General features: G+C 42.2%; 19 protein-coding genes and 1 pseudogene. 6 read left to right on the forward strand and 14 right to left on the reverse strand.

Translation table 11 applies throughout. The features are described 5' to 3' along the window. Nucleotides 1–139: 139 nt before the first annotated feature. The 4 genes from ACFGVS_RS10605 to ACFGVS_RS10620 form a co-directional block, all read right to left on the reverse strand. Entirely contained in the window at nucleotides 140–2,854 is a 2,715-nt protein-coding gene (locus ACFGVS_RS10605) for a DUF5686 family protein (RefSeq protein ID WP_439698589.1), read from the reverse strand. 55 nt (nucleotides 2,855–2,909) lie between these two features. Further along, on the reverse strand, nucleotides 2,910–4,724 hold the full coding sequence (locus tag ACFGVS_RS10610; RefSeq protein ID WP_439698590.1) for a hypothetical protein: 1,815 nt from the start codon (nucleotides 4,722–4,724) through the stop codon (nucleotides 2,910–2,912). A 212-nt stretch (nucleotides 4,725–4,936) separates the two neighbouring features. Further along, a complete protein-coding gene (locus ACFGVS_RS10615) occupies nucleotides 4,937–5,128 on the reverse strand; it encodes a cold-shock protein (RefSeq protein WP_090648758.1) in 192 nt (63 codons plus the stop codon). A 110-nt stretch (nucleotides 5,129–5,238) separates the two neighbouring features. Next, the gene (locus ACFGVS_RS10620; RefSeq protein WP_090648753.1) at nucleotides 5,239–5,766 is read right to left on the reverse strand and encodes a hypothetical protein; all 528 of its coding nucleotides are present in this window, start codon (nucleotides 5,764–5,766) and stop codon (nucleotides 5,239–5,241) included. A 170-nt stretch (nucleotides 5,767–5,936) separates the two neighbouring features. On the opposite strand from ACFGVS_RS10620, the gene ACFGVS_RS10625 reads away from it, so the two are divergent. Then, nucleotides 5,937–6,392: a GNAT family N-acetyltransferase gene (locus ACFGVS_RS10625; RefSeq protein WP_439698591.1), complete on the forward strand. Its 456-nt coding sequence runs from the start codon at nucleotides 5,937–5,939 to the stop codon at nucleotides 6,390–6,392. A gap of 21 nt (nucleotides 6,393–6,413) precedes the next feature. Then, on the forward strand, nucleotides 6,414–7,214 hold the full coding sequence (locus ACFGVS_RS10630) for a GNAT family N-acetyltransferase (RefSeq protein ID WP_439698592.1): 801 nt from the start codon (nucleotides 6,414–6,416) through the stop codon (nucleotides 7,212–7,214). A 164-nt stretch (nucleotides 7,215–7,378) separates the two neighbouring features. Here the strand turns inward: ACFGVS_RS10630 and ACFGVS_RS10635 are convergent, their stop codons facing one another. From ACFGVS_RS10635 to ACFGVS_RS10645, 3 genes are all read right to left on the reverse strand, one after another. Further along, the gene (locus ACFGVS_RS10635) at nucleotides 7,379–8,203 is read right to left on the reverse strand and encodes an energy transducer TonB (protein WP_439698593.1); all 825 of its coding nucleotides are present in this window, start codon (nucleotides 8,201–8,203) and stop codon (nucleotides 7,379–7,381) included. 326 nt (nucleotides 8,204–8,529) lie between these two features. Continuing rightward, the gene (locus ACFGVS_RS10640; protein WP_439698594.1) at nucleotides 8,530–9,360 is read right to left on the reverse strand and encodes an energy transducer TonB; all 831 of its coding nucleotides are present in this window, start codon (nucleotides 9,358–9,360) and stop codon (nucleotides 8,530–8,532) included. Between the two features lie 205 nt (nucleotides 9,361–9,565). After that, nucleotides 9,566–10,432, reverse strand: a complete 867-nt coding sequence (locus ACFGVS_RS10645) for an energy transducer TonB (RefSeq protein WP_439698595.1) — start codon at nucleotides 10,430–10,432, stop codon at nucleotides 9,566–9,568. Between the two features lie 297 nt (nucleotides 10,433–10,729). Here ACFGVS_RS10645 and ACFGVS_RS10650 point away from each other — a divergent pair, with 297 nt between their 5' ends. Both ACFGVS_RS10650 and ACFGVS_RS10655 read left to right on the forward strand, forming a co-directional pair. Next, a complete protein-coding gene (locus ACFGVS_RS10650; protein ID WP_090648727.1) occupies nucleotides 10,730–11,086 on the forward strand; it encodes a hypothetical protein in 357 nt (118 codons plus the stop codon). Nucleotides 11,087–11,458: 372 nt separating this feature from the next. Beyond that, a complete protein-coding gene (locus ACFGVS_RS10655) occupies nucleotides 11,459–12,766 on the forward strand; it encodes an ammonium transporter (protein WP_090648721.1) in 1,308 nt (435 codons plus the stop codon). 524 nt (nucleotides 12,767–13,290) lie between these two features. Here ACFGVS_RS10655 and ACFGVS_RS10660 read toward each other — a convergent pair. The 3 genes from ACFGVS_RS10660 to ACFGVS_RS10670 all read right to left on the reverse strand — a co-directional run bounded on the left by ACFGVS_RS10660 (nucleotide 13,291) and on the right by ACFGVS_RS10670 (nucleotide 16,982). After that, nucleotides 13,291–13,884: a DUF4468 domain-containing protein gene (locus ACFGVS_RS10660; RefSeq protein WP_439698596.1), complete on the reverse strand. Its 594-nt coding sequence runs from the start codon at nucleotides 13,882–13,884 to the stop codon at nucleotides 13,291–13,293. Between the two features lie 223 nt (nucleotides 13,885–14,107). After that, entirely contained in the window at nucleotides 14,108–15,175 is a 1,068-nt protein-coding gene (locus ACFGVS_RS10665) for a porin (RefSeq protein WP_090648712.1), read from the reverse strand. Nucleotides 15,176–15,359: 184 nt separating this feature from the next. Then, nucleotides 15,360–16,982, reverse strand: a complete 1,623-nt coding sequence (locus ACFGVS_RS10670; protein WP_439698597.1) for an ammonium transporter — start codon at nucleotides 16,980–16,982, stop codon at nucleotides 15,360–15,362. Between the two features lie 624 nt (nucleotides 16,983–17,606). Here ACFGVS_RS10670 and ACFGVS_RS10675 point away from each other — a divergent pair. Beyond that, on the forward strand, nucleotides 17,607–19,781 hold the full coding sequence (locus ACFGVS_RS10675) for a glutamine synthetase III family protein (RefSeq protein ID WP_439698598.1): 2,175 nt from the start codon (nucleotides 17,607–17,609) through the stop codon (nucleotides 19,779–19,781). Between the two features lie 344 nt (nucleotides 19,782–20,125). Here the strand turns inward: ACFGVS_RS10675 and ACFGVS_RS10680 are convergent, their stop codons facing one another. After that, the gene (locus tag ACFGVS_RS10680) at nucleotides 20,126–20,344 is read right to left on the reverse strand and encodes a hypothetical protein (protein ID WP_439698599.1); all 219 of its coding nucleotides are present in this window, start codon (nucleotides 20,342–20,344) and stop codon (nucleotides 20,126–20,128) included. A gap of 450 nt (nucleotides 20,345–20,794) precedes the next feature. On the opposite strand from ACFGVS_RS10680, the gene ACFGVS_RS10685 reads away from it, so the two are divergent. Then, nucleotides 20,795–21,049, forward strand: a complete 255-nt coding sequence (locus tag ACFGVS_RS10685; RefSeq protein ID WP_439698600.1) for a DUF4974 domain-containing protein — start codon at nucleotides 20,795–20,797, stop codon at nucleotides 21,047–21,049. A gap of 721 nt (nucleotides 21,050–21,770) precedes the next feature. Here ACFGVS_RS10685 and ACFGVS_RS10690 read toward each other — a convergent pair. The 3 genes and pseudogenes from ACFGVS_RS10690 to ACFGVS_RS10700 all read right to left on the reverse strand — a co-directional run. Then, nucleotides 21,771–22,175: a cupin domain-containing protein gene (locus ACFGVS_RS10690; RefSeq protein WP_439698601.1), complete on the reverse strand. Its 405-nt coding sequence runs from the start codon at nucleotides 22,173–22,175 to the stop codon at nucleotides 21,771–21,773. A 72-nt stretch (nucleotides 22,176–22,247) separates the two neighbouring features. Beyond that, nucleotides 22,248–22,640: a DUF2255 family protein gene (locus tag ACFGVS_RS10695; protein WP_439698602.1), complete on the reverse strand. Its 393-nt coding sequence runs from the start codon at nucleotides 22,638–22,640 to the stop codon at nucleotides 22,248–22,250. Nucleotides 22,641–22,663: 23 nt separating this feature from the next. Continuing rightward, nucleotides 22,664–22,900 (reverse strand): annotated as a pseudogene (locus ACFGVS_RS10700) (putative quinol monooxygenase); the annotation flags it as partial. Nucleotides 22,901–22,984: the final 84 nt, after the last annotated feature.

Here is a 22,984-nt window from a genome sequence, read left to right on the forward strand (position 1 = left end):
AACCCGATAGGTTTTTGTATTTTTTTATAACTCTGATATCTAATGACCTGCCAGTAAAACCCCTCCCTGTTGTCCTTGCGTACATTGCCACCACGCCCCCCCCAAGGACGAAATTAAAAAAAAGCCGAAGCTCCTCCCCCTAAAAATCGGGGTTAATACTAAACTTAATGCCGTACTGGTTTACGCCGGGATGGTCGAGGTAGTTGAAGCGTTTGATAACATCAACCCGCAGCAATTTAAATATATTGCCTATACCAACACCGGCCTCGACGTAAGGAGTGCTACCCAGGGGGTAGGTGCCGTTGGCGTTGCCCAGTGCCGGGGGCAGGTTATACAGGTTGGCAGAGTACAGCGGATTGTTTTCATTACGTAAACCGCCATATATGGCTTTAAACGAAATAAATTCGCGCCATTTAAGGTGTTCTATCAAAGGTATCTTATTCAGGAAAAAGCCGTTGAAGGCATGGGTTATATTAATACCGGCGTAATGGTCGGTCACAAATTCCAGGTAATTCATGTTGTTATAACCATCGGGATTGTACCTTAACGACTGATTGGCCGATGGAATATTGAGCAAAGGAAACGGCACTTTACCTGTAATAAGGGCACCCAACAGCGTGACATCCGTGTAACCTAATTGCGAAAGGTAAAAGCGCTTATAAATATTTGCCGATATGTTATTGTAATCATAAGCCCCATTGAGCAGGCCGGCAAAGCCATGGTTAATTTGTAAGTTAAAAATTGGGTATTTGCTATAAATGGTATGGCGTTCGCGCGGGCCTTGTATTATTTGCTCGTGGGGCGCATACCGCAGGCCAAGGGCAACTTCGCTGGTTGTGAGGCTGTTGATAAGGCTATTATCGTTGTTTGATTGAAACAGCAACGTTCCGGCAGGTTGCTGGTTCCAGTTGCGGAAGGCCAGGTTGTACGAGAAATGATTTTCGAAATCCTTAACATAGGCCACCGTAAAAATGCGGTTATACAGCCAGTAATTGGTGGTACCGGTATGAAACGATGTAAGCGCGGCCTGTTGGCTACTTACGGCAAAGCTTTGCCCTGGCAAGTCGACATCATACCGGTAGCTTATTTTAAAATAGTCGTTAGGGTAAACGTATGGTGCTATTTTATTTAAAGAAAAATAGGTTACCAAATTGTATTTGGCTTTTTCATCTTTTATGCCGTAAGCTGTATAGCCTTCCAGAAAAATGAACCTGCTGAGTTGCGGCGTTGTGCGCCCGCCCACCTGGAAACGGGCACCCTCCTGGTTATCATATGCAAAAAAAGATCCTATTGGCCCCAGCTGAGTAGGCCCCACAGCTGCAAACCCGCTGGTAAGGGTTCCTGCTATCCAGGTTAGTTTTTTAAAAGATGGCATACCCTCCAGCCGGTTGATATTTGCGTATAGGTGCGCTTGCTGGGCGGTAAGGCTATCGGTGCGGTGCTGCGCCCAGTAAACGGTATCGGGCTTGTTTGAATTTTCCGCAGTTTGCTCGCTTTTACCTTCGTAAAACAACGCTGTCATCGGCTGATTTAGCTTGTAGTTATCATAACTCACGGTACGCCGGCCATATACGGCGGTGCCTTTATTTTTCAGGATGCCAAAATCGGCCACCACATCACTCTTTTTAAGGTAATAGCGTCCATCGGCGTGCGGTTCAAAATCAAGATTGATTTTGAGGCTGCGCATAAAGTTGATATTAATTTGCTTGTTAACATTCAGTTCGCACGATTCTACGGCGTAACGCCCATCCATCGTGATCAGGATACGGCCTTCAAAAAGGAGATCGCCTTTGTTGCGTGGCATAAAGCTGAGCTCGATAAGTTTGCCTTTTTCGGCTTGTATGGTGTCGGTAATAAAAAATTTGTAATACTGCGGCGAATGGTTGGCAATAGGGCTTAGGAACTGGTTGGTAATTATAAATATATTATTTTCGTAAATATCAATATTATTACCGTACAGGCGGTTAAAGTAAATGGCCAGCCCAACAGTATCAGTAAATTTTATAATATTAACTTCTTTTTGGGCAGTTAAAACCCTGATGGATTTGGGCGGGCTTTTACGGTAATAGTTTTGAAATAGCTTCTCGCTAAAATAAACCGGCAGGGAAGTTTCCTTTTGCCCGTTTATTTGCAGTGTAGTATCAATCATGAACTTATACTTGCCAAAAAACTTGCCATTGATAAGCTTTGGCGACAGGTGAAAAAGAGACATGCCGATGCGCTCGTACTGGTCGTACTGTAGGTAATCGGAGCTTTCCATCCGGTTTTGATCCTTATGGTCTATCACCTGCTGAATGAGTTCGACCGCGGGATTGTCCTTATTGCGGTAACGCTGCTTTCTACCCGATTTAATGGCCACCTCCTTTAGCTCGGTTTGGCGGCTGTGCATCCGTATTTGCAAATTGGTGGCCTGTCCCGGCTTTACAGCCCTGGTAACCGACTGATAACCCACGTACGAAAACGTAACCAGGGTAAAAGCGCCCGGCGCCTTTAGCAGAAAATTACCCTGTTGATTGGAGGTGGTACCAAAACTACTGCCATTAAAAACAATGCTGATGTAAGCCAGTGGCAAACCCGAAGCATCATCCACAATGCGGCCACTTACTGTAGTAGTACGGCTTACTTTCGCGGTATCTGTTTGCTGTGCAGCCGCGTGTAACGAAAATAAAAGAAAAAAAATCAAGCCACCTTTAATTGGCTTACCGGTAACCAGGCTCCCAAAAAAATGGCCTATGCGCTGTGGCAGCAAAATTAGCTTAATGGCGGGGTTACAAAAAGTTAGTAGCAAAAAAGTAAATAGCAAATTAAACAATTTAACGTTAAGAACAGGTTTGAAGTATTTATGTTTCCACATAATTATTAAAATATGCGCTGCTCCATCAGGCCAAAACACTACGCTCTGACGTTTATCAACTTGATTTTTCTTTACCCTTCAGCTTCTCTTTAAATTTTTGGTCTTCTTTATCCTTTTTTTCCTGTGCCTTTTTCAGCGCTTCGGCCTTTTCTTTTTGTTCGTTTTGGGTAAGCGGCTGATTTTTTGCCTTTTCGTCGGCCTTTCCTATGCCGGCGCAGCCTTTAAGACCGCCGAGCAGGGTAAGCCAGATGGTTTTAAAGTAAGGAAAGTTTTTGGGCCGAATAAAAGCGACATCGGCCACGCGGGGTATAGTTTTGCCGTTATCGGGGTTATCGCTTTTAAGTATCAGTGCGTTTGCCAATAGCGATTTGATTCCTTTTGTGGCGTAACCTTTTTGTTCGTCGGGTTTCAGCACATCAACCTTTAGGTTGTTATATAAAAGTGTAACCTTGCCCGTAGATAAATGCTGATTGCCGTGGATATTAAAGTCAAGACTGGTTACCCTGCCGGATGTAAAGCGCACCAACCCAAGCGGCATTACAGCGGTATTAACATCGGCCAGTTCCATGGCGCCCATGTGGCCTTTGTAGCTGTAACTATAGCCGGCATCGGCAAGGTTAAAGCCAAAGCTTAGGTTTAACCTGCCCTTGCCCATAAACAATGTGCTAAGGCTTACAGTAGCCAGGGGCTGTTTTTGCAGCAGGGCTGTTTTATTGGTAAGGTTAAGAAACCTGCCTGTTACAGCGTTAAACTTTACGGTACCGGTTTTGTGCGATTTATCTTTCTTGAATTCGCTGTAATTTACATCAAGGTTTTTAATATCAAGGGTATCAATCTGCAGCTTCATTTTTAACCGGCGAATGGCCCAGTTAGGAAAAGTGACTAACCTATCGGCAGTTTTAAGCGGCCCATTGGGGTTGCTGAAAATGCTGAACTCGCCGCTGCTTAGCACCATTCGGTTTACATCCAAACTTTGGCCCCGGCTATAGTTCCGGTAGTTAAAATGGTGCAGTATAATGGCGTCCAGGTGCAGGCCAAAACGGTCGGTTCGGCTTTTGGCCAGGTATTCACTCAGGGCAAGCGGCTGCACATCTACCCCGGCCATATCAAGCCGCGAGGTTTTGGTGGACAGTTTCATTGAATTTATTTTATAGGTATACAGCCCATTTGCCGATTTACCTGTATAATGGTTAAGGCGGGCAACAATATCACGGCAATAAAGCGTTCGGGTGGTATCTGCCTGCGTTGTGGAATCAATAAGGAGGCCGGTAGCGTGCATATCCACTTCTTTTAATACATGGACGGATGGTTTCGGGCCCGATTTATCCCGGTAGGTAAAGCTGATGCCGTCCAGGCGGATATCGCCTACATGGATTAGATTAAAACTTGCAGAAATCTTTTGATAAAGGGTGCGCCCGTCTGCCGGCTTTTTAGGCTGATGCTTATATTCGTTTTTGCTAACGTATATTTCTGGATTGTTGAGGTCGATCAATGCTACTTCTATCTTTTTATGCAGCCAGATATCTAAGGGATGCGCGCCCGAAGCTTCCAGTCGCTTTACTTTCAGTTCCATTAAATGGCCGGGGGCATCACCAGCCTGTTGCAGGCGGTGATATACAGCGGTATCGGGGGTAAAAGTGATATCGTGCAATACGGCGCTGCCATTAAATACGTTCAGATCAAGTTTGCTAAAATTTACCCGGTACAGGCTGTCGGTGCCTTTAAGCACAACCTCTTTAAATTTCGACGAGAGGGTTCTGCTTAAAAAACTATTTAAAAAAAGCACCACTGCGATCAGGATAACGACCAATATGGCCACACCTATTGCCGCTGTTTTTCGCCACCTATTTTTAAAAACCCAAGCCGTCATAATTCATTTGCTTTTGCATTCAGCAACCACAACGGCGGCTTTTATTGCTTATTTAACAAGAGAATGGAGAAATTGATTTTATAAATTCAAAAGTTAAAATTCAAAAGTCAAATTTGATTTACGTAAGCGATAGAAAACAACCTTACGACCAAAGCCCACAAAAAAGCCCGCTCCTTTGCAGGAACGGGCTTTACAAATGATTATATAGAGTATTAAACTATTTTAACATTTACTGCATTTGGGCCTTTACGACCTTCTTCTACGTCATAGCTAACTGAGTTATTCTCGCGAATGTTGTCAATTAAACCAGATGAGTGTACGAAAATTTCGCTTCCGCCATTTGCCGGGGTAATAAATCCGAAACCTTTTTCGTCATTAAAAAATTTTACTGTTCCTTGTTGCATTATATTGTATATTAATAAGTTGCAAACATACACTAAATAATTGACATTTTTACTATTGGTAAAATAGTTTAATTTTTGGTAAAAAATAAGCTTTATTAAAAAACAGGCAATTAATCTTTGTCTTTATGGCCATGCCCCTTGCCGTGTCCATTACCATGGTCATCATCGCCCCCTTCATTCTTTTGCTTCTTATATTTTTGCTTGTCCCAACCCTTGTGCTTTCCATTATCCCAATGGTCACGATATTTTTCGTCACGGCTATCGCGGATAATAACCTGGTCATGACGGCCCTTGTAAGTGGCGTACTTTGTACGGTAAACGTTGTTCCTTAACCACGGGTCCCTTTCGTTTATTACAACTTTGTAGCTTTGATAAGGATCAAAATTACCGTATCTGCCGGGTAGTACACTTGCCTTTATCCAGGCATTGTTTTGGTAGTAAACATACTGATGTGTTGGCACGGAGTAATATACATCAATATCGGGCATATAATAGTAACGGGCATAATCGTAACCAACGGGCCCCCATGCTGGCTGACTTCCGATGTTGATACCAAGACTTACACTTACCTGGGCATCGGCTGCCTTAAAGCTAAAAAAGCTTAACAGTGCCATTACGGCGAAAATTATTTTTTTCATATAAAGTTAATTTGTAAGTACGACAATGTATTATCAAAAAGGTTTGATTAACGCATTTATTACTTTATTAAAATGCGTGGTTTCCGCAATTCAAAGCTGATAAAATTCCATTCCTTAAAATTATCTTACCTCAAACCCAACTTTTCTGTATCTTCTGTTATTTTTACAACATGAACACCCTCCGTATCACCCGCACCACCAGCAACAATCCCGATTTCCGCACGCTGGTAACCCAACTTGATGCTGATTTGCGCAACCGAAATGGCGACATGATGGACATTTACGATCAGCACAACGTGATCGAAAAAAATGATACCGCGGTGGTAGCTTATCTTAATAATCAACCTGCCGGGTGCGGCTGCTTTAAATTATACGATGCTGACGCGGTGGAAGTAAAACGGATGTTTGTACACCCCAACGCACGCGGCAATGGTATAAGCAAATTGATTTTAAATGAACTGGAAACCTGGGCGCATAGCTTAGGCTACAAATACACCGTGCTTGAAACCGGCAAAAAGCAAGTGGAGGCGTTGAGTTTGTATCCAAAATCAGGCTACTTACCCATTCCTCAATATGGGCCATATGTTGATTTGCCGGATAGCATCTGCTTCCGGAAGGTGTTGTAGTTACTAATATTCTTCCCCTGTATGGAAACCTCAATATTTACTCAACCAGACATCGGCCTGCTTAATCAGTTACAACCAGCCGACTGGCCCGATATTGTGCCTAATTTTTACTTTTATGTTGACTCGCCTTTCTGCTTTCCGATTAAAGTAGTTATTAATGGCGCCATAGCCGGCATCGGCGCGGCCATCATACATGCCGATGTAGCATGGCTGGGCCACATCATTGTACACCCCGAACATAGAAGCAAAGGTATTGGCTTTTACATTACGCAAAACCTGGTTGATATTGCCCACCAACATCGTTGCCAAACCATCAATTTAATTGCTACCGCGATGGGTGCGCCTGTTTATGAAAAAGCCGGTTTTATCACCGAAACAGAATACCTGTTCTTTAAAGATATACAGATACAACTACCAGGATTACCCACAACAAACATCAAAACGTACCAGGAAAAATTCCTGCAACAAATTCTGGCTATCGACCAAACAAACTCGCAGGAAAACAGGGAACCATTACTCCGCGATCATGTTGAAACAGGATTGATATACTGCAACGATGATACCGTTGAAGGCTACTATTTGCCAGGCCTTGGTGAGGGTTTGATAATTGCCAACACCGCGTGCGCAGGTATTGAGCTGATGAAACTACATTTACGCACCAATGATAAAATTGCATTCCCTAAAAATAACAGCAATGCTGTAAACTTTTTGTATGAAAAGGGGTATAAAGAAATACGCACCGCCAAAAGAATGCGCCTGGGCAAAGCCCGGAATGTAATATTTTCCAGCATTTACAACCGGATAGCGGGCAATATTGGCTAAAAAAAGCCCCCGGACAAGCTCCGGAGGCCAAACACAATCACCATTCTACACACACTGCTCACTCATTACTCACCATTCACTCAACTCACCATTCATTCACTCAACTCACTGCTCAACATTCACTACTCACCACTCACTACTCACCACTCACTACTCACCATTCACTATTCGGCTAATTGAAAATTCATTGGTATTACATATTTAACCCGCACGGGCTGGCCGTTTTGCATGCCGGGTTTCCAGGCCTTGGCCAGCTTTAGTACCCGGGCGGCTTCTTCATCAAACCCGTAACCGGCGCCACGTTCAACCTTTATATTTGACAGCGAGCCATCTTTTTCTATCACAAAACTCATCAACACTCTGCCAGATACACCCTGCTCCTGCGCTACCGCCGGAAACCTCAAATTCTTTTGCAAAAATTTACTCCACGCCGCTGCACCACCTACCGGTTCGGGCATTGCTTCAAGGGTGCCATCCATATCATGTATGGCATTATCAACCGCAGGGCCGGTACCTGTTGTGCCCTTATTTGTATTAACATCCATGGCATTGCCAGGTTTATCAGCTCCTTTACTATCTGTGGCTCCAATTGTACTTGCCATCAATTCGGCATTAGTATGCGGTTGCACAATGGGATCATTAGGTACCACAACGGGTGGCAGGCTTGCAACTGTTTTTACCGGCTCAACAGGCTTAGGTGGTTCGGTAGATTTTAGAGGTTCGGCCTTTTTTGGCGGCGCAACCGGGGGTTGAATCAGAACGGTAGTCAGATCAACAGGAGTCATTTTAACCATTGCCGCAGGTTTGCCTTTAAAAACAAAGGCCGATACTATGATAACCGCGATACCTGCAAAAGTTAAACCCATTGCCTTACTCATGGTTCGGCCATAGTGTTGTCTTAATTCATAAGCTCCGTATTCTTTGTTACGATGGTCAAATACAAGGTCGAGCCACTCGGCATTGTACAAATCAAATTTCGTGATAGGCATATTTTAAAGAATTAAATTTCCACTATAACGAATAGGCATTTATTATATTTTACAAAACATGAAAAAATATCATATTGTCAAAAAAATAAATTTCATCAAAATTTCATTTTCTTATGGGTTGCGTGTTACGATTTGCGAGGCTCGGGTTGCGTGTTACGAGGTTCGGGTAAGGCGCATCAATTAATTTGCCTGGCTCCTATTCTGCCCGAACTTAGCAACCCGCAACCCGAACCTTTTAGCTTGTCCTCGCAACCCGTAACCCGACCCTGACATCCCCAACCTTGTAACACGCAACCCGAACCCGGTCCCCCCAACCCAACCCATCACTAATTCTCCTCTGCCAGCTGAAAAGCAAACGGAATGCTGTAAGCTACGCGAACCGGGTGTCCATTCTGGATGCCAGGCTTCCATGGTTTGGCCAGTTTTAACACGCGCACCGACTCTTCATCTAAACCGTAACCCAGGCCACGGCTTACCGTTATATTTGATAACTGGCCATCTTTTTCAACAATAAAGCTGATGTACACCTTGCCCGATATATTGCTTTCTCGCGCCAAAGCCGGATACCGCAGGTTGTTTTGTAAAAACCTGGCCCAACCGGCCATTCCGCCATCGGGCTGTGGTAATACTTCTACCTCAGTAAAAGGCCTTACCTTTTCATCCTCGGTAATAGGGTTAGCCGTACCAGCGCCCCCTTTTGCGCCAGAAGTCTCCAAAATATTTTCGGGTACATCTTCACCACTATGATCGGTACTGGCTATGGTTGACTTTTGAAGATCGGCGACGGTATGCGGGTCGACCGTTTGCTCGGCCGGCACCACAACAGGCGGCGGAAAGCGCAGTGTTTTTGAAAGTGTTTTGGGTTGAGGCAGATCCTCCGATTTTGGGGGCAAAATTTTGTGCTCTTTTTCCGTTGTTGGCGGTGGCAAAGGCAGCGGCATTGGATACTCATGAACCACTATTGTATCAACTTTATGCCTTAACGCCACACTTGCCACCGCCCAAACTGTAATGGCGGCAAAGGTTAACGCCATGGCTTTACCCATGGTACGGCTATAATGCTGCCGCAGTTCGTAAGCACCGTAGGTTTTGTTACGGTGATTAAATACAAGGTCGAGCCACTCGGCATTGTACAAATTAAATTTTGTTGCTGACATAGTTTAAAGAATTTTATTCTAAAAATAACGACAAATCAAAACAAATAGTATATTTTATTTTGATTTAATCGATATTTACCAAATAAAATTCCGCGAGATGACAAAAACCTTCGTATTGGGATAGCAAAAGGCCCCGCGTTGTGCGGGGCCAATCGCCCACTCCTGCCCATCATAATACGGGGCCCGGCAACCTAAAGACTCACAACTAATTACTCTCGGCCAATTGAAACTTAATTGGTATTACATATTTAACACGCACCGGCTGGCCGTTCTGCATGCCCGGTTTCCAGGGCTTAGCCAGTTTAAGTACCCGCAACGCCTCATCATCAAGCCCAAACCCTACGCCGCGCTCAACTGTTATGTTTGATAAGCGGCCATCTTTTTCGATAACAAAACTCATGATCACCCGCCCGGATACACCTTGTTCCTGCGCCACAACAGGAAACCGCAGGTTTTTCTGCAAAAAGCTGCTCCATGCTACTGCGCCGCCGGCAGGTTCGGGCATAGCCTCAAGAGCGTTAAAATCATGTATGGTATTATCCACTACAGGAACAACCACCGGCTTTGTACCGGCGCCATCCCTGGCGCCCGACTTATCAGCTACATCAAGTACGTTTTCAACATTTTCGCCACCTGCAACCTTAACATCAGCATTACCAATAGCACCTTGAATTTTACTAATTACCGGCGGCTCAACAGTTGGCTCGGTACTCACAACCACCGGGGTAACAAACCTGGTGGTTGATACCTTTTGCGTTGCTTTAACCGGCGCTACCGGTTTTGGTGGTTCAGCCGGCTTTACCGGTTCGGCTGGTTTCAATGGCGCAGCAGGTTTTACAAGCTGCGGGGTTAAATCAACAAGGGTTATTTTTAAATTATCGGGCGATTTTGGTTTAAAAATCAGGCTTAGCACTACAAAAACAGCCACACCGGCCAAAGTAATGGCCAGTGCTTTTGCCAAAGTACGCCCATAATGCTGCCTTAATTCGTAGGCACCGTACACTTTGTTACGATGATCAAATACAAAGTCGAGCCACTCGGCTTTGTACAAACTAAATTTGGCCGATTGCATCTTTCAAAGAATTATTTATACATAAATAACGATTTTAAAGACATTATATTTCACAAAACCTCAATAATACATCTATAAATTATAGCAAACCAGGCCAAAACCTACCGCTTAATAAAAAACTTGTAAAATTTTATTTTCGACGATTATTTCTTGCAAAAGCCACATTATCACGCGCTTTTTCCTGTATTCAGTGAATTAAAAAAACAATATCTATACATATTTTTCACATAAATGCACAAAAAGTTAAAAAACTTGTAAAAAAAATGCAATTATTTTATTTTTTTACTACTTTTAGACATGTTCAACAGCCTTTATCGGTTTACTGCGGTAATTTTCCTTTTGTTTTCCGGGTTTTCAGCCTCGGCAAGGGGAGGATTGTATCATGCCAGCCATAAAGACGATAAAAAAACTTCCGTATCGGCCACAACCAACCATCATAGTCCTTACAGCTATGATTACAGCCTTAACAACGTACCGGTACAAATTATAAATCTCCAGCAGCATCGGGGTTCGCATTCGCTGCCATTCCTTTACACAAGCCCCAATTTTTACACCATACACGTAAAGTATCTCAATTTTATTTGCGGCAGGGGTACAAGCGAGCTATCGCGGTTCCGCAAACTCATTCTTTTTCCGTTCCACGCTTTTTGGTAATAGTTAAACAATTTCATGCGGCTGTGCTGATTACACAACCGTGTTTATTGTTTTTTAAAACTTAGTTTAAATACTTACAGGCATTTTGATTGGGTGCCTGCAGGTACAGTTGTTGAACTGCCCGGTATTTTGATTGGGTACCGGGCAGTTTCTTCACCCGTCATTAAACTAAAAGTATTAACCAACCTCGTTTATACAGCGTTATGCATGCTCACATAAGGGCCAGGCGTTAGCAATTGGTTGTCATTGCAATAAAGTTAGTTATTGTAGTCACCATCAATATTTTATAAACCGGGCTTTTTGAAAACCTGGCTTTTTGCTTTAGACATGAAGCTATCAGCTTTTTATTAACTATTCCCTAAAACCCTAAGCATGAAAAAATTCATACCATTTGGCATACTACTACTTATTATAGTACTTGCCCTTATATTTCCTTCGGTTACATTAACAACCGTTAAAGACAGCAAAATTGATACCGGCGATACTGCCTGGCTATTGGTTAGCACGGCCCTTGTATTGATCATGACACCCGGACTTGCCTTTTTTTATGGCGGTATGGTAAGCAAAAAAAACGTACTATCAACCATGCTGCAAAGCTTTGTTTGTATGGGCGTTATCACCGTTATCTGGGTTATTTTTGGTTTTAGCCTTGCATTTGGCGATACTATTGGCGGCTTCATTGGCGATCCGCGCACCTTTTTTATGATGAAGGGCACATTGGGCAACGCTACCTGGAAACTTGCACCCACTATTCCGTTGGTATTGTTTGCTATGTTCCAGTTAAAATTCGCGGTTATTACCCCGGCCCTTATTACCGGCGCATTTGCCGAGCGTATTCGCTTTAACTCATACGTTATTTTCCTTTGCCTGTTCATGGTATTTATATATGCGCCTTTGGCCCACTCTACCTGGCATCCTGACGGTTTCTTGTTTGGCAAAGGCGTACTTGATTTTGCCGGAGGCACTGTTGTACACATGAGCGCCGGCTGGGCAGCCCTTGCGTCGGCATTATATTTAAAAGGCCGCAACGAAACATCGCATAATCCTGCCCGCATCAGCTACGTATTATTGGGTACAGGTTTATTATGGTTTGGCTGGTTTGGCTTTAACGCCGGCTCTGCTTTAGGTTCGGGTACGCTTGCAGCTACCGCTTTGGCTACCACAACAACGGCATCTGCAGCAGCGGCAATGGCCTGGATGTTTTTTGATATCCTGCGCGGCAAAAAGCCGGGTGTACTGGGTGCCTGTATTGGTGCCGTAGTTGGCCTGGTTGCTATTACGCCTGCAGCAGGTTTTGTAACCATTCCCCACTCATTAATAATTGGTATTGTTGCAGCTGTAGTAAGTAACCTTGTGGTTATCTGGAGAAGCAAAACCAGCATTGACGACACACTTGATGTATTCCCCTGCCATGGCGTAGGCGGTATGGTTGGTATGTTGCTAACCGGTGTATTTGCGCATCAAAATGTAAATAGCGCCAACACTACAGGTAATGGCTTATTTTATGGCGAAACCCATTTGTTTTTCCTTCACCTGGTAACTTTAGTTGGCGTATCGGCCTTTGCTTTCTTTGGCTCATTATTACTGTTAAAAATAACCGACATGATAAGTACATTACGTGTTACACCTGAAGAGGAATTAGCAGGTTTGGATATTAGCCAGCACGATGAAGAATTGTAATTACGCGATTTGATTTACACTAATTTCACGAATTGATTCACACGAATTTCACGAATTCGGTCGCATTTCGCTAATAAGGTTTTAAGTTCTTATACAAAAGGAGGTGTTTACGAATTATCGGTATCAAAAAAACAACAACAATCAAACATAACAATCAATTAACAAAATAGAATTAACGTTTTTACTATTGTCTCGCCAAGGCTAACTAAAAACTAAAGCCGCCCTCCAGTTTTGAGGGGCGGCTTTTTTGATTCAAACGAATTGATTCACACGAATTGGATCGAATTTCACCAATCCACTTCAAAGCATGTTAACTTCAAAGTATGTTAATAAAGAGAACGGTGCGTAAGAGCTATTTTATCGAAAAAAAAATAAAACAGTCAGTTGGTAACAATGGCTAAAAATCAACTATTTAAAACAGAATCGCTACCGCAGTTTGAACCATTGGACTAACACAATGAACCAGCAGATAAGTAATAAAGCGACACCAATGAACCAGTGAACCAATGAACTAACACAACGAACTACCAATCCTTGGTTGATATCTTTTTCAATTCCTGGATTGTTTTTTTCGCCGGCGCTGTTTTTAGCATATACGATTTTAAAACCGCACCGTTTTGCCGGCTATAATTGAGTATCTTATCCAAATAAACGGCTACGTCTCTTTTCTCCAGCTTACTTTTTGCCTCTTCCATTGGAAATGTAATGCCAGGATCCAAAATCTCCATGCCATACCTGTCGCGCTTATAAGGGGTAAACTTAAAATCGGTAAACCAATAACGGTATTTTGAATCTTTAACTTCTATCCTTAATGAATAGCTTATTTCGCCGCCAGGGCTGCCCGATAATAACGACCGTTTCGACACCACGAAGCTACCCTCTCCGCTCAACACGCCCTGGGTTTCATCAGTTTTGGTAATTTTGAGTTTCCCCTTTGGATAGGCCTTGTGCATAAAATACAATCCCCGGCCATACAAGGTATCCTTGCTTAAACCTGGTTGATCAACCGTTTGATAGTAAATGTATTTATTACGTTCATCAAAGGCCAGCGTGTCTTTTTGCGCAATAACGTTCTTTGCGGAAAGGATACAAATGAGAGCAATAAAAATGTTTTTCATTTAAAAAGAGTAAAAAAGAGTCAAGAGTTAAGAGTCAAGATAAAAAGCATACCAGCTTTATTATTAGAGATCAGCAAACCAAGGCAAGGGCTTCAAATCTATTCAACTTTGAAGTCCTTTTCTTAATTCTTGGCTCTTAATTCTTGACTCTCACTGGGTATAAAGATAAAAAGCCTCCCGGTTATATCAGGAGGCTTTTTGTAAAATAATGTTTTAATTTAAATTAGAACGCGTATACAGCGGCTAACAAAAACTGACCAGCTGATTTTGAAGGAGTGCCGTCACTCTTCCAGAAAACATCACCGGTTTTTGTATGATCTAACCTAAACTCAGGGATGAAAGTTAAAGGACCTGATTTGATGCTGCAAGTTAAGGTTGAAGCAAACACCGAGTTGCCAGGAGTAATGCCAATATCAGCACCACCATTTGTTGCTTTAGCTTTGAAATACTCCTCCCTTAAACCAAAAGTAACTGCTTTTGAAACAGCCAACTGAGGATATAGGGCATAACCAAAGTAGTTATAAGCACCCATACCTGTTTTACGGGCAGCATTTAAACCTAATTTAAACGCATCGGTTATCTGGTAGGCGGTGGTTAAATCCAATATAGTACCAGAGTATTTGCCGCTTGCAAAGTTAATGTAAGCTGTCCATCCTTTAACAGGTGCCAAAAACAACTGCGAGCCAAAGGTTGATACTTCTGGTGTAGCCGAATTTGATTTGTAAGTATTCCAGTTGTCGTTAAAAATACCAGCCATCAAACTTACTTTATCAGAGAAAGCATAAGTTGCTTTAAAGCCTGCATTTTGGAACGGGCCTGCACTGAATAAATAAGAAGTTGAATAGTTAAAGTTACCTACCGGGCTAATTACCTCGTAACCAACAAATGTAGCCATGTAACCTGCTGTTAAGTTAAACTTATCGGTTACATCATAAGAAACGTATAAGTTTTGAATGTGGTAGCTTGAAGTACCAGCCGGCAGCGACCCATAAATAGCATCAGGAATTGACTGCTCCTGGCCACGCGGACCAAATGACATTTCGCCAACAAACGATGCTTTGCCTACCTTTTTCTTTAAACCCAGATCGATCATACCAATTGATACTGAATTATTATCAGATCCGAAAGAGGTTTGAATGTTTGGCTTATTAGCAAAATCTTTTTTGAAGTAGGTATCTACCGACCCATAGATAACCAAAGGGGCATCTGCAGTGGTTTTAACGGTATCCTGCGCTTTAACAACGAAGGAACCGGCAACAAGAGCTGATAAAAGTAAAAGTGTTTTTTTCATGATAACGATTTAATTGATTTGAATTTGATTTGGGTTGAAATAAAGCTTTCCCATTAAGCTAATGCACAACAATAGCCTTTAGTAAAAGCGGTTAAATTTTATAAGATTGATAAAAATACCTGTGCGGTTGGTTGTAAAAGATTGTCGGCATTAAACCAACCGCACAAGGCATTAAAGAATTTTATTATACTGCAGATGGAGATGTTACACCTTTATCAAAAAGGCCGCTTAAGCTGATCTCGTCATCCTGGGCAGGGTAAACTTCGATACCGTGATCGAATACATCGATACCGCCTGGCCCTGTTTCACCTTCCTCTTCAAGACGCAGTTTCCATGGATTAGGCAATTTATTGATAACAAACATCATCACATAAGTTACTACAAACACTGCAACCGTAATTGTAAAGCTACCGATAAACTGTGCTTTAAGTACAGCACCGCCACCACCGTAAAATAAACCTGCAACAGGAGCTGAATTATCGGCACCGGTTGGGCCGGTAGCACCATATTGGCCAGATGCAAATAAACCTAACGATAAAGTACCCCAGATACCACCTAAACCGTGTACAGAAAATGCACCGATAGGATCATCAATACGGAACCATTCTATTATGTAAATACCAGCAAAAATTACGAAACCGGCAACACCACCTAACATTACCGCGCCAAAAGGGCTTACCCAGTAACATGGGCAGGTAATTGCAACAAGGCCGCCAAGGAAACCGTTAATGGTAAAACCAAGATCGAATTTACCTTTGGTTGGCCCCCACCATAAAGCAGCAAGCATAGCAGTAAAACCACCGGCACAGGCAGCAAGCGTAGTGTTGGCAGCAACACGACCAATACCTTGCATATCCATTGCCGATAATGTTGAACCAGGGTTAAAACCATACCAGCCAAACCACAGGATAAAACCACCCACAGCGGCTACCAATAAGTTATGACCCGATGGTAATCCACCTTTTTCTTTATCATCGCGGGCAAATATTCTGCCCAACCGTGGGCCTAATACCATTGCACCAGCTATAGATGCTACACCACCAATGGTGTGTACCACTGTTGAACCTGCGAAGTCGCGGAAAGGCTGAGCGCTTATTGATTGGAAAATACCAGAAGTACCCATCAATGCTAAGAAACCATCCGGACCCCAGGCCCAGTGGCCGATAATTGGGTAAATAAAACCTGTAATACCTATACTGTAAAGGATATCGCCACGGAAGCTGGTACGACCAATCATTGCACCAGATACAATAGTTGAGCAAGTATCAGCAAAAGCGTACTGGAATATCCAGTGTGCCAAAACAGGGATACCTGTTGAACCATAAGTTTCGGGTGTATTTTGCAGGAAAAACCAGTTGGTGATGGTTTTGCCATCAGCACCTAAGCCGCCCCAGCCAATAAAGCCATTACCATTACCAAACATAAACGCATAACCTACAGCGTAAAATAACAAACCACAAAGGCAAGTATCAAAAATACACTCCATTAAAACGTTCACGGTTTCGCGTTTGCGGGCAAAGCCTGCTTCAAGCATAACAAAACCCGCTTGCATACCAAATACTAAAAAGGCAGCAACCAGTGTCCAAACAGTGTTAACTGTATTAATTAACGATGTTTCATGAGCGGTGTAGGTTTCGGCAGCATGCGCAGACGTGCCAAGTACACCAGGTAAAACCATCATTGCGGCAAAAACCAGCAATAGGCCAATCATTTTTCCTGTAAAAATGGTAGCTCCCAGCGCCCATTTCTCACGTGTCAGCTGTCGGACTGAACTTAGGAGGTTTAATTTTGTAGAACTTACTTTCATTTGTCTTTTAATTTAGTTTGATTGTTTTTTAATAGTTTAATTTTAGTTTGATTGTTGTATTATATTAAATAGTTTGATTGCACAGCATTAATTCTTCAAAAAACAACCTTAAAAAAACACTCTTTAGGTTTTGACCAATAAACACTACACTTTTTTATAAAAAATATAATATTTATAGGGTTTATGTAAATTATTTCATGAAATTAGGTAGTTATTTTAACAATAACAAATTTTTAACAAAAAAAACATGATAAAAATTATATAAATTATCAAAACCTCAATTCAAAACCCAAAAACGGGTTAATTTTTAACGAATTTCAAATTACAAAAAGCCATAAATACCGATAAAATAGATTTACAAATACAAAAAAGTCATTTCACAGCATAAAACGCCAAAAAACATCTGTTTTTTGTAAAAAAAATTAAAAAAAATAGCGTAAAAAGCAAATTTTAACTCCATCTGCTTCCAAAATACCTATTTAACTTTCAAAAGACTTTGCATTTATATGGCCGGATATCAGCTCAAATCATTTTATTTCATCAAATTTTGATGAATATTTTAAAGGATAGTTCTATTTTTGAATTTGTCTTTATTTAAAACCGTATATAAACCTATATATAAAAATGCCTAACATTCGATTTAAAGCGCTTCAGGACGTTCTGAACAGGACCATCCCCGAAGTTAAACCGCCTGCCGCCAAAATTTCAGATTATTTTGGCGCCAATGTTTTCGATAAAAAGAAAATGAAGGAATACCTTTCTACAGAAGCGTACCAGGGTATCGTTAATTCCATAGAAAAAGGTGAAGCCATCCCCCGCGACCTGGCCGAACAAATAGCCTCGGCCATGAAATCATGGGCTTTGGGCAAAGGGGCTACCCACTATACACACTGGTTTCAGCCGCTTACCGGCACAACTGCCGAAAAGCACGATGCTTTTTTTGAATCGACAGCCGATGGCGGCGCTATTGAGCGCTTTAGCGGTGATGCTTTATCGCAACAGGAGCCTGATGCTTCCAGCTTCCCGAGCGGTGGCATCCGTAATACCTTTGAAGCCCGCGGTTATACCGCATGGGACCCGTCCTCACCCGCCTTTTTAATGGCGCGTACCTTATGTATACCTACTGTATTTGTTTCCTATACCGGCGAGGCATTGGATTATAAGGTACCTTTATTAAAGGCATTAAGTGTGCTTGATAAAGCGGCGGTTGACGTTTGCCATTACTTTGACAAAGGTATCGAGAAGGTAAATGCATCGTTAGGATTGGAGCAGGAATACTTTTTAGTTGATATTGCCTTATTTAATGCACGTCCCGACCTTTATTTAACAGGTCGCACGCTTTTTGGCCATATATCTGCCAAAAACCAGCAGTTAGAAGATCATTACTTTGGCTCGATACCGGAGCGGGTGTACGCTTACATGCAGGATATGGAGGCCGAGGCCTTATTATTAGGTATACCATTAAAAACGCGTCACAATGAGGTTGCGCCATCGCAATTTGAATGCGCCCCTATATATGAGGAAATAAACCTGGCCATTGACCATAACCAACTGCTGATGGATTTGATGGACCGTGTGGCCCGCCGTCATAACTTTAAAGTATTACTGCATGAAAAACCATACGCCGGCATAAACGGATCTGGCAAGCACAATAACTGGTCGTTGATAACCAATACGGGAAAAAACCTGTTGTCACCGGGCAAAACGCCTAAAAACAACCTGATGTTCCTTGCCTTTTTTGTAAATACAATCAAAGCAGTTCATGAACATGCCGACTTGTTAAGGGCATCCATAGCGTCAGTTAACAATGACCATCGCCTGGGTGCGAATGAAGCCCCCCCGGCTATTATATCTATTTTCCTGGGCAGCCAGCTAAACGATGTGCTGGATGAGATAGAAACTTCGCGCATCAGCAAAAAAATAAAAGAGGATAACCTGTTATGGCAGGGCATTCCGAAAATTCCGCAGATACTGCCCGATAATACCGACCGTAACCGTACTTCGCCTTTTGCATTTACCGGTAATAAATTTGAATTAAGGGCAGTAGGCTCATCGGCCAATTCGGCCAGCCCGATGACAATCCTTAATCTGATTGTGGCCGAGCAGCTCAGGAAATTCAAATACGATGTAGATAAACTGATTAAAAAGGGTGAAAAGAAAGATCTTGCACTCTTGATCGTTATTAAAAAATACATCAAAGAATCAAAAAACATCCGTTTTGAAGGCAATGGGTACAGCGAGGAGTGGGAAAAAGAAGCCGAAAGGCGCGGTTTGGCCAATATTAAAACCACTCCAAAAGCGCTGGACGCATTTTTGGCCGAAAAGGCTGAGATCCTGTTTGCCGAAACCGGTGTTTTTACTCCCCGTGAGGCACACGCCCGTCATGAAATACTTTTAGATAGCTTTTATAAAAAGTTACAGATAGAAGCCCGCGTAATGGGCGAACTGGTGCAAAATGTTATTATCCCTGCTGCAATAGCTTATCAAACCAAACTGATAAACAATGTAAAAGGCTTAAAAGATTTAGGTCTTCCGGCATCAACCTATGAGGCCCAGCTTGATATAATCACAAAAATTGCCGAACACGTAAACTTCATTAAAACCAATGTTGACCAAATGGTTGATGCACGTAAAACAGCAAACGCGGTAGAAGACATTCGCCAGCGCGCCATTGACTATGATGATAAGGTGAAATCATTTTTTGCCCCTATCCGCTACCGGGTTGATAAGCTGGAGCAGCTGGTAGACGATGGCATGTGGCCATTGCCTAAGTTTAGGGAACTGTTGTTTCTTAAATAGTAACACACGAATCTATCGGATTTATTCGAATTTCACGAATTCTCCTTTTTAAAATGCCACTAATTTTTGAATTAGTGGCGTTTTAAATTTATATAGGCGTGGGATGAATTTCACCTAAACCCTCATCGGCTTCAAAAAGATGCTGCGTTGTCGGGTTGCCACTGCAGTGCTGTACCCCATGCCGGCGGGCCTTCCATCAACACGCATGCGGATGTAGCTAAACACCTTTTCAGAAAAGTTTTTTGCATAAACCAATTTTTTTGAGCGATAATTGTATTACCATCATCCAATTACTTATTTAAATGACTGTTGATGACAGTAGCAAGCGGCTTTGTGCCTCGTTTTTACTTTTTATAACTTATCCGTTCCAATATCTTTTTAAACTGCAAACGGGTGGTGTTTTCGTCCTGCTCGTCCTCCTCATCCCACCAATCAAAAAGCATTCTCAACGAATTATGGGCAATTGGATTTTGTTTAAGCAAGTTGCGTAATTCATCTAACTCTTCCCCTGTAGCCTCATTTGCCATTTTTTTGGTAACAAGCATCCAAATATGATCTTCCATATAATTCGGGGCTATTGGTTATTTTTCAATGCGGGTAGTATGTAGTTGTATAAATACCTATGTAAACGGCGTATTATATATTAAATTATCCAATAATACATAAGCGTTATATTATGTGACGCTTGCATTTAGCAAAAGGTTGCACCATAGCCTGTGAATTGCCAAAAAAAATATTTTCGCCTATACCCCCCCCGACTATCAGTCTTTAGGATATATACAAACGATTATGGATCCTAAAAAGAATTACCAACACCTGCTGAACAAGTTGCCTATGACGATGAAGATACGCTAAAAACCACGCTATTGGAAGGCTCGGTTAAGCTAACCAGTAACAGCGGACAAGTAATGCTGGAACCCGGGCAGCAAGGAAGCTTTAATAAATAAGCTGGTAATTTTCGCGTAGCCAAAGCGGATGTTGATGAGGCCGTAGCATGGAAAAACGGCAATTTCATGTTTGCCAGCGAGAATATCCGAAGTATATTGAGAAAAGTGTCCAGTTGGTACAATGATGATATTGTTTACCAGGACAAAGCTCCAAAAAAAGCAATATGGGGTACGGTATCAAAATTTGATAATGTATCTGAAGTGCTAAAAGTGATTGAATTAACAGGAGTTGCTCACTTTACAATTGAAGGAAGGAAGTGGTTGCAACACTCCTGGACAATTAAATTGCTGTTGGCAATAGCCCGGGTTACCCTTATATAAATCTTGACAAACCATATTCAGTTATAAACCCAAACTATTCAAAATCATGATTTTTTTTCCTCATTATTTATGCCGTAAACCAAGCGGCATCTATACTAAGATATTGCTAATAATGAAGCTAACTTTAGTTAGTCGTCCCTCAAAAAGTCGTTTTTAATTTTTGAGGGACGACTACTTATGCTATTGGGCCTGGTATCTAAAAGTGCTATCCTGAAGGAATTGATATGGTAAATCAGGCCGGACATTCATGAATGTTTCAGGCGTTACGTGGAATGCGGGCTGTGCTCTGCTTCAAAAAGGGATAATTAGTGCATATCAAAACATAGTATTGTCTTTCGCCGAACTCACATTAATCCTAATCATCTTTCACTACGGTGCTAAAAGTGTACCAACATGCCGTCTTCAGCCATTGTTTCCCGAACCATTTCATCAATGATTAAAGCTTTATCATCAACATACATGAACCAAACCTCCAATTGAATATTTAAAATCAGTTCAGAGGATCATATCTCAGCTTTTTATATAACAAATCCCAGTGAGCGAGATGCCGAGTTTGTAAACGTAACCCGATCAACTTTTTCAATTCTTCAATACAGACTGTACTATTAGCTTCATTTACACCAATTGAATCTATCACCGCAGGGGCAATGGACTCAGCCAGTTTTGCTTTTCTTCTTCGGTTTTACCTACTATCTTAACATGAATATATGGTATCCCGGGTTTATTTACAACTGAAATATTGTTCGTCAGTTACAGGTTCCAGCCAATCTACTATTCCTTTTTCAGTGTTAATACTTACTGCATAATGTGTAAATCTGCCATTTGGCGTTGCTCCATGCCAGTGCTTGATGCCGGGTAATACGTTAACAACATCGCCAACTTTGATTTCACGAATAGGTGAACCTTCTTCCTGGTAATAACCCACGCCTTGTGTAACGATCAGGATCTGGTTACTGGGATGCGTATGCCAGTTATTTCTGCAACCAGGTTCGAAGATTACCTCGCCAATACCGCAATTGGTAATTTCATCGGGCACTACACGCATTTTTAACCAGGCAGTGCCTGTGAAGTATTGGGCAGCAACCGGGCCGAATCCTTCTGGTGCTGTGTCTTGTTGCTCTTGCATTTTATAAAGGTTTTTTAGTTTGAAATTTTGAGAATTTTACATTGTGGCCCTATCGATAACGTAACGATTTATTTAGACATCTTTCAATGTGATCTTCACTGTTGCGGATTTTGCGCGGCTGCCGATCATATGCGCCGTGTACGGGCTATTACTGTATTTTTTTTTGTAAGCCTTGTCAATTTGCGCGTTGATATCATTTCCTTCAATGGGCTCAAACGCTACTTCTTTTATCATACCCGCAGCATGAATCCGTCCGGCTCTTTGTTTTATGGCCGACTGGTACCAGCGCGATGAGGCTCCATTATACGCACGTACATATAAATCGCCTTCTACTACCACTTCCCAGATCCATGTAGGTGTACCATATGTTACGCCGTCTTCCCGGAAAGGCGAAATTTTCAAATCGTTGGCTTTGTCGATATGATTTAATTCGTTGGAAGTAAATTTTTTATTTGATGTACTCATGATTTATTACTTTTTGTCCCTAATCAATTCCGGTTTAATTTCCAACGCGATAGGTCTACTTCGACCAGTTCCAATGATTTTACCATTTTTTGTGTCCCGGTTTTATATTTCAGAAAATGCGGCGTTTTTAAATGTGCCTGGTAAGCGCTATCACTGGCATAAACTTCAAATACCGTCACCTGTGTGGGATACGCCTTATCGTAAACCGCCTGCAAAGCCAATACGCCGCGTTCAACCTGCACGGCCGCTTTAGCGTGCTCAGCAAGTGCCGCTTTGTACTATTCAAGGAAAGCAGGGTATATTTCTATTTTCGCAATCCGGTTTTTCCTATGATCCTGCTGTCC

Origin of the sequence: Mucilaginibacter sediminis (genome assembly GCF_051903035.1) — a bacterium.
Classification (GTDB): domain Bacteria; phylum Bacteroidota; class Bacteroidia; order Sphingobacteriales; family Sphingobacteriaceae; genus Mucilaginibacter.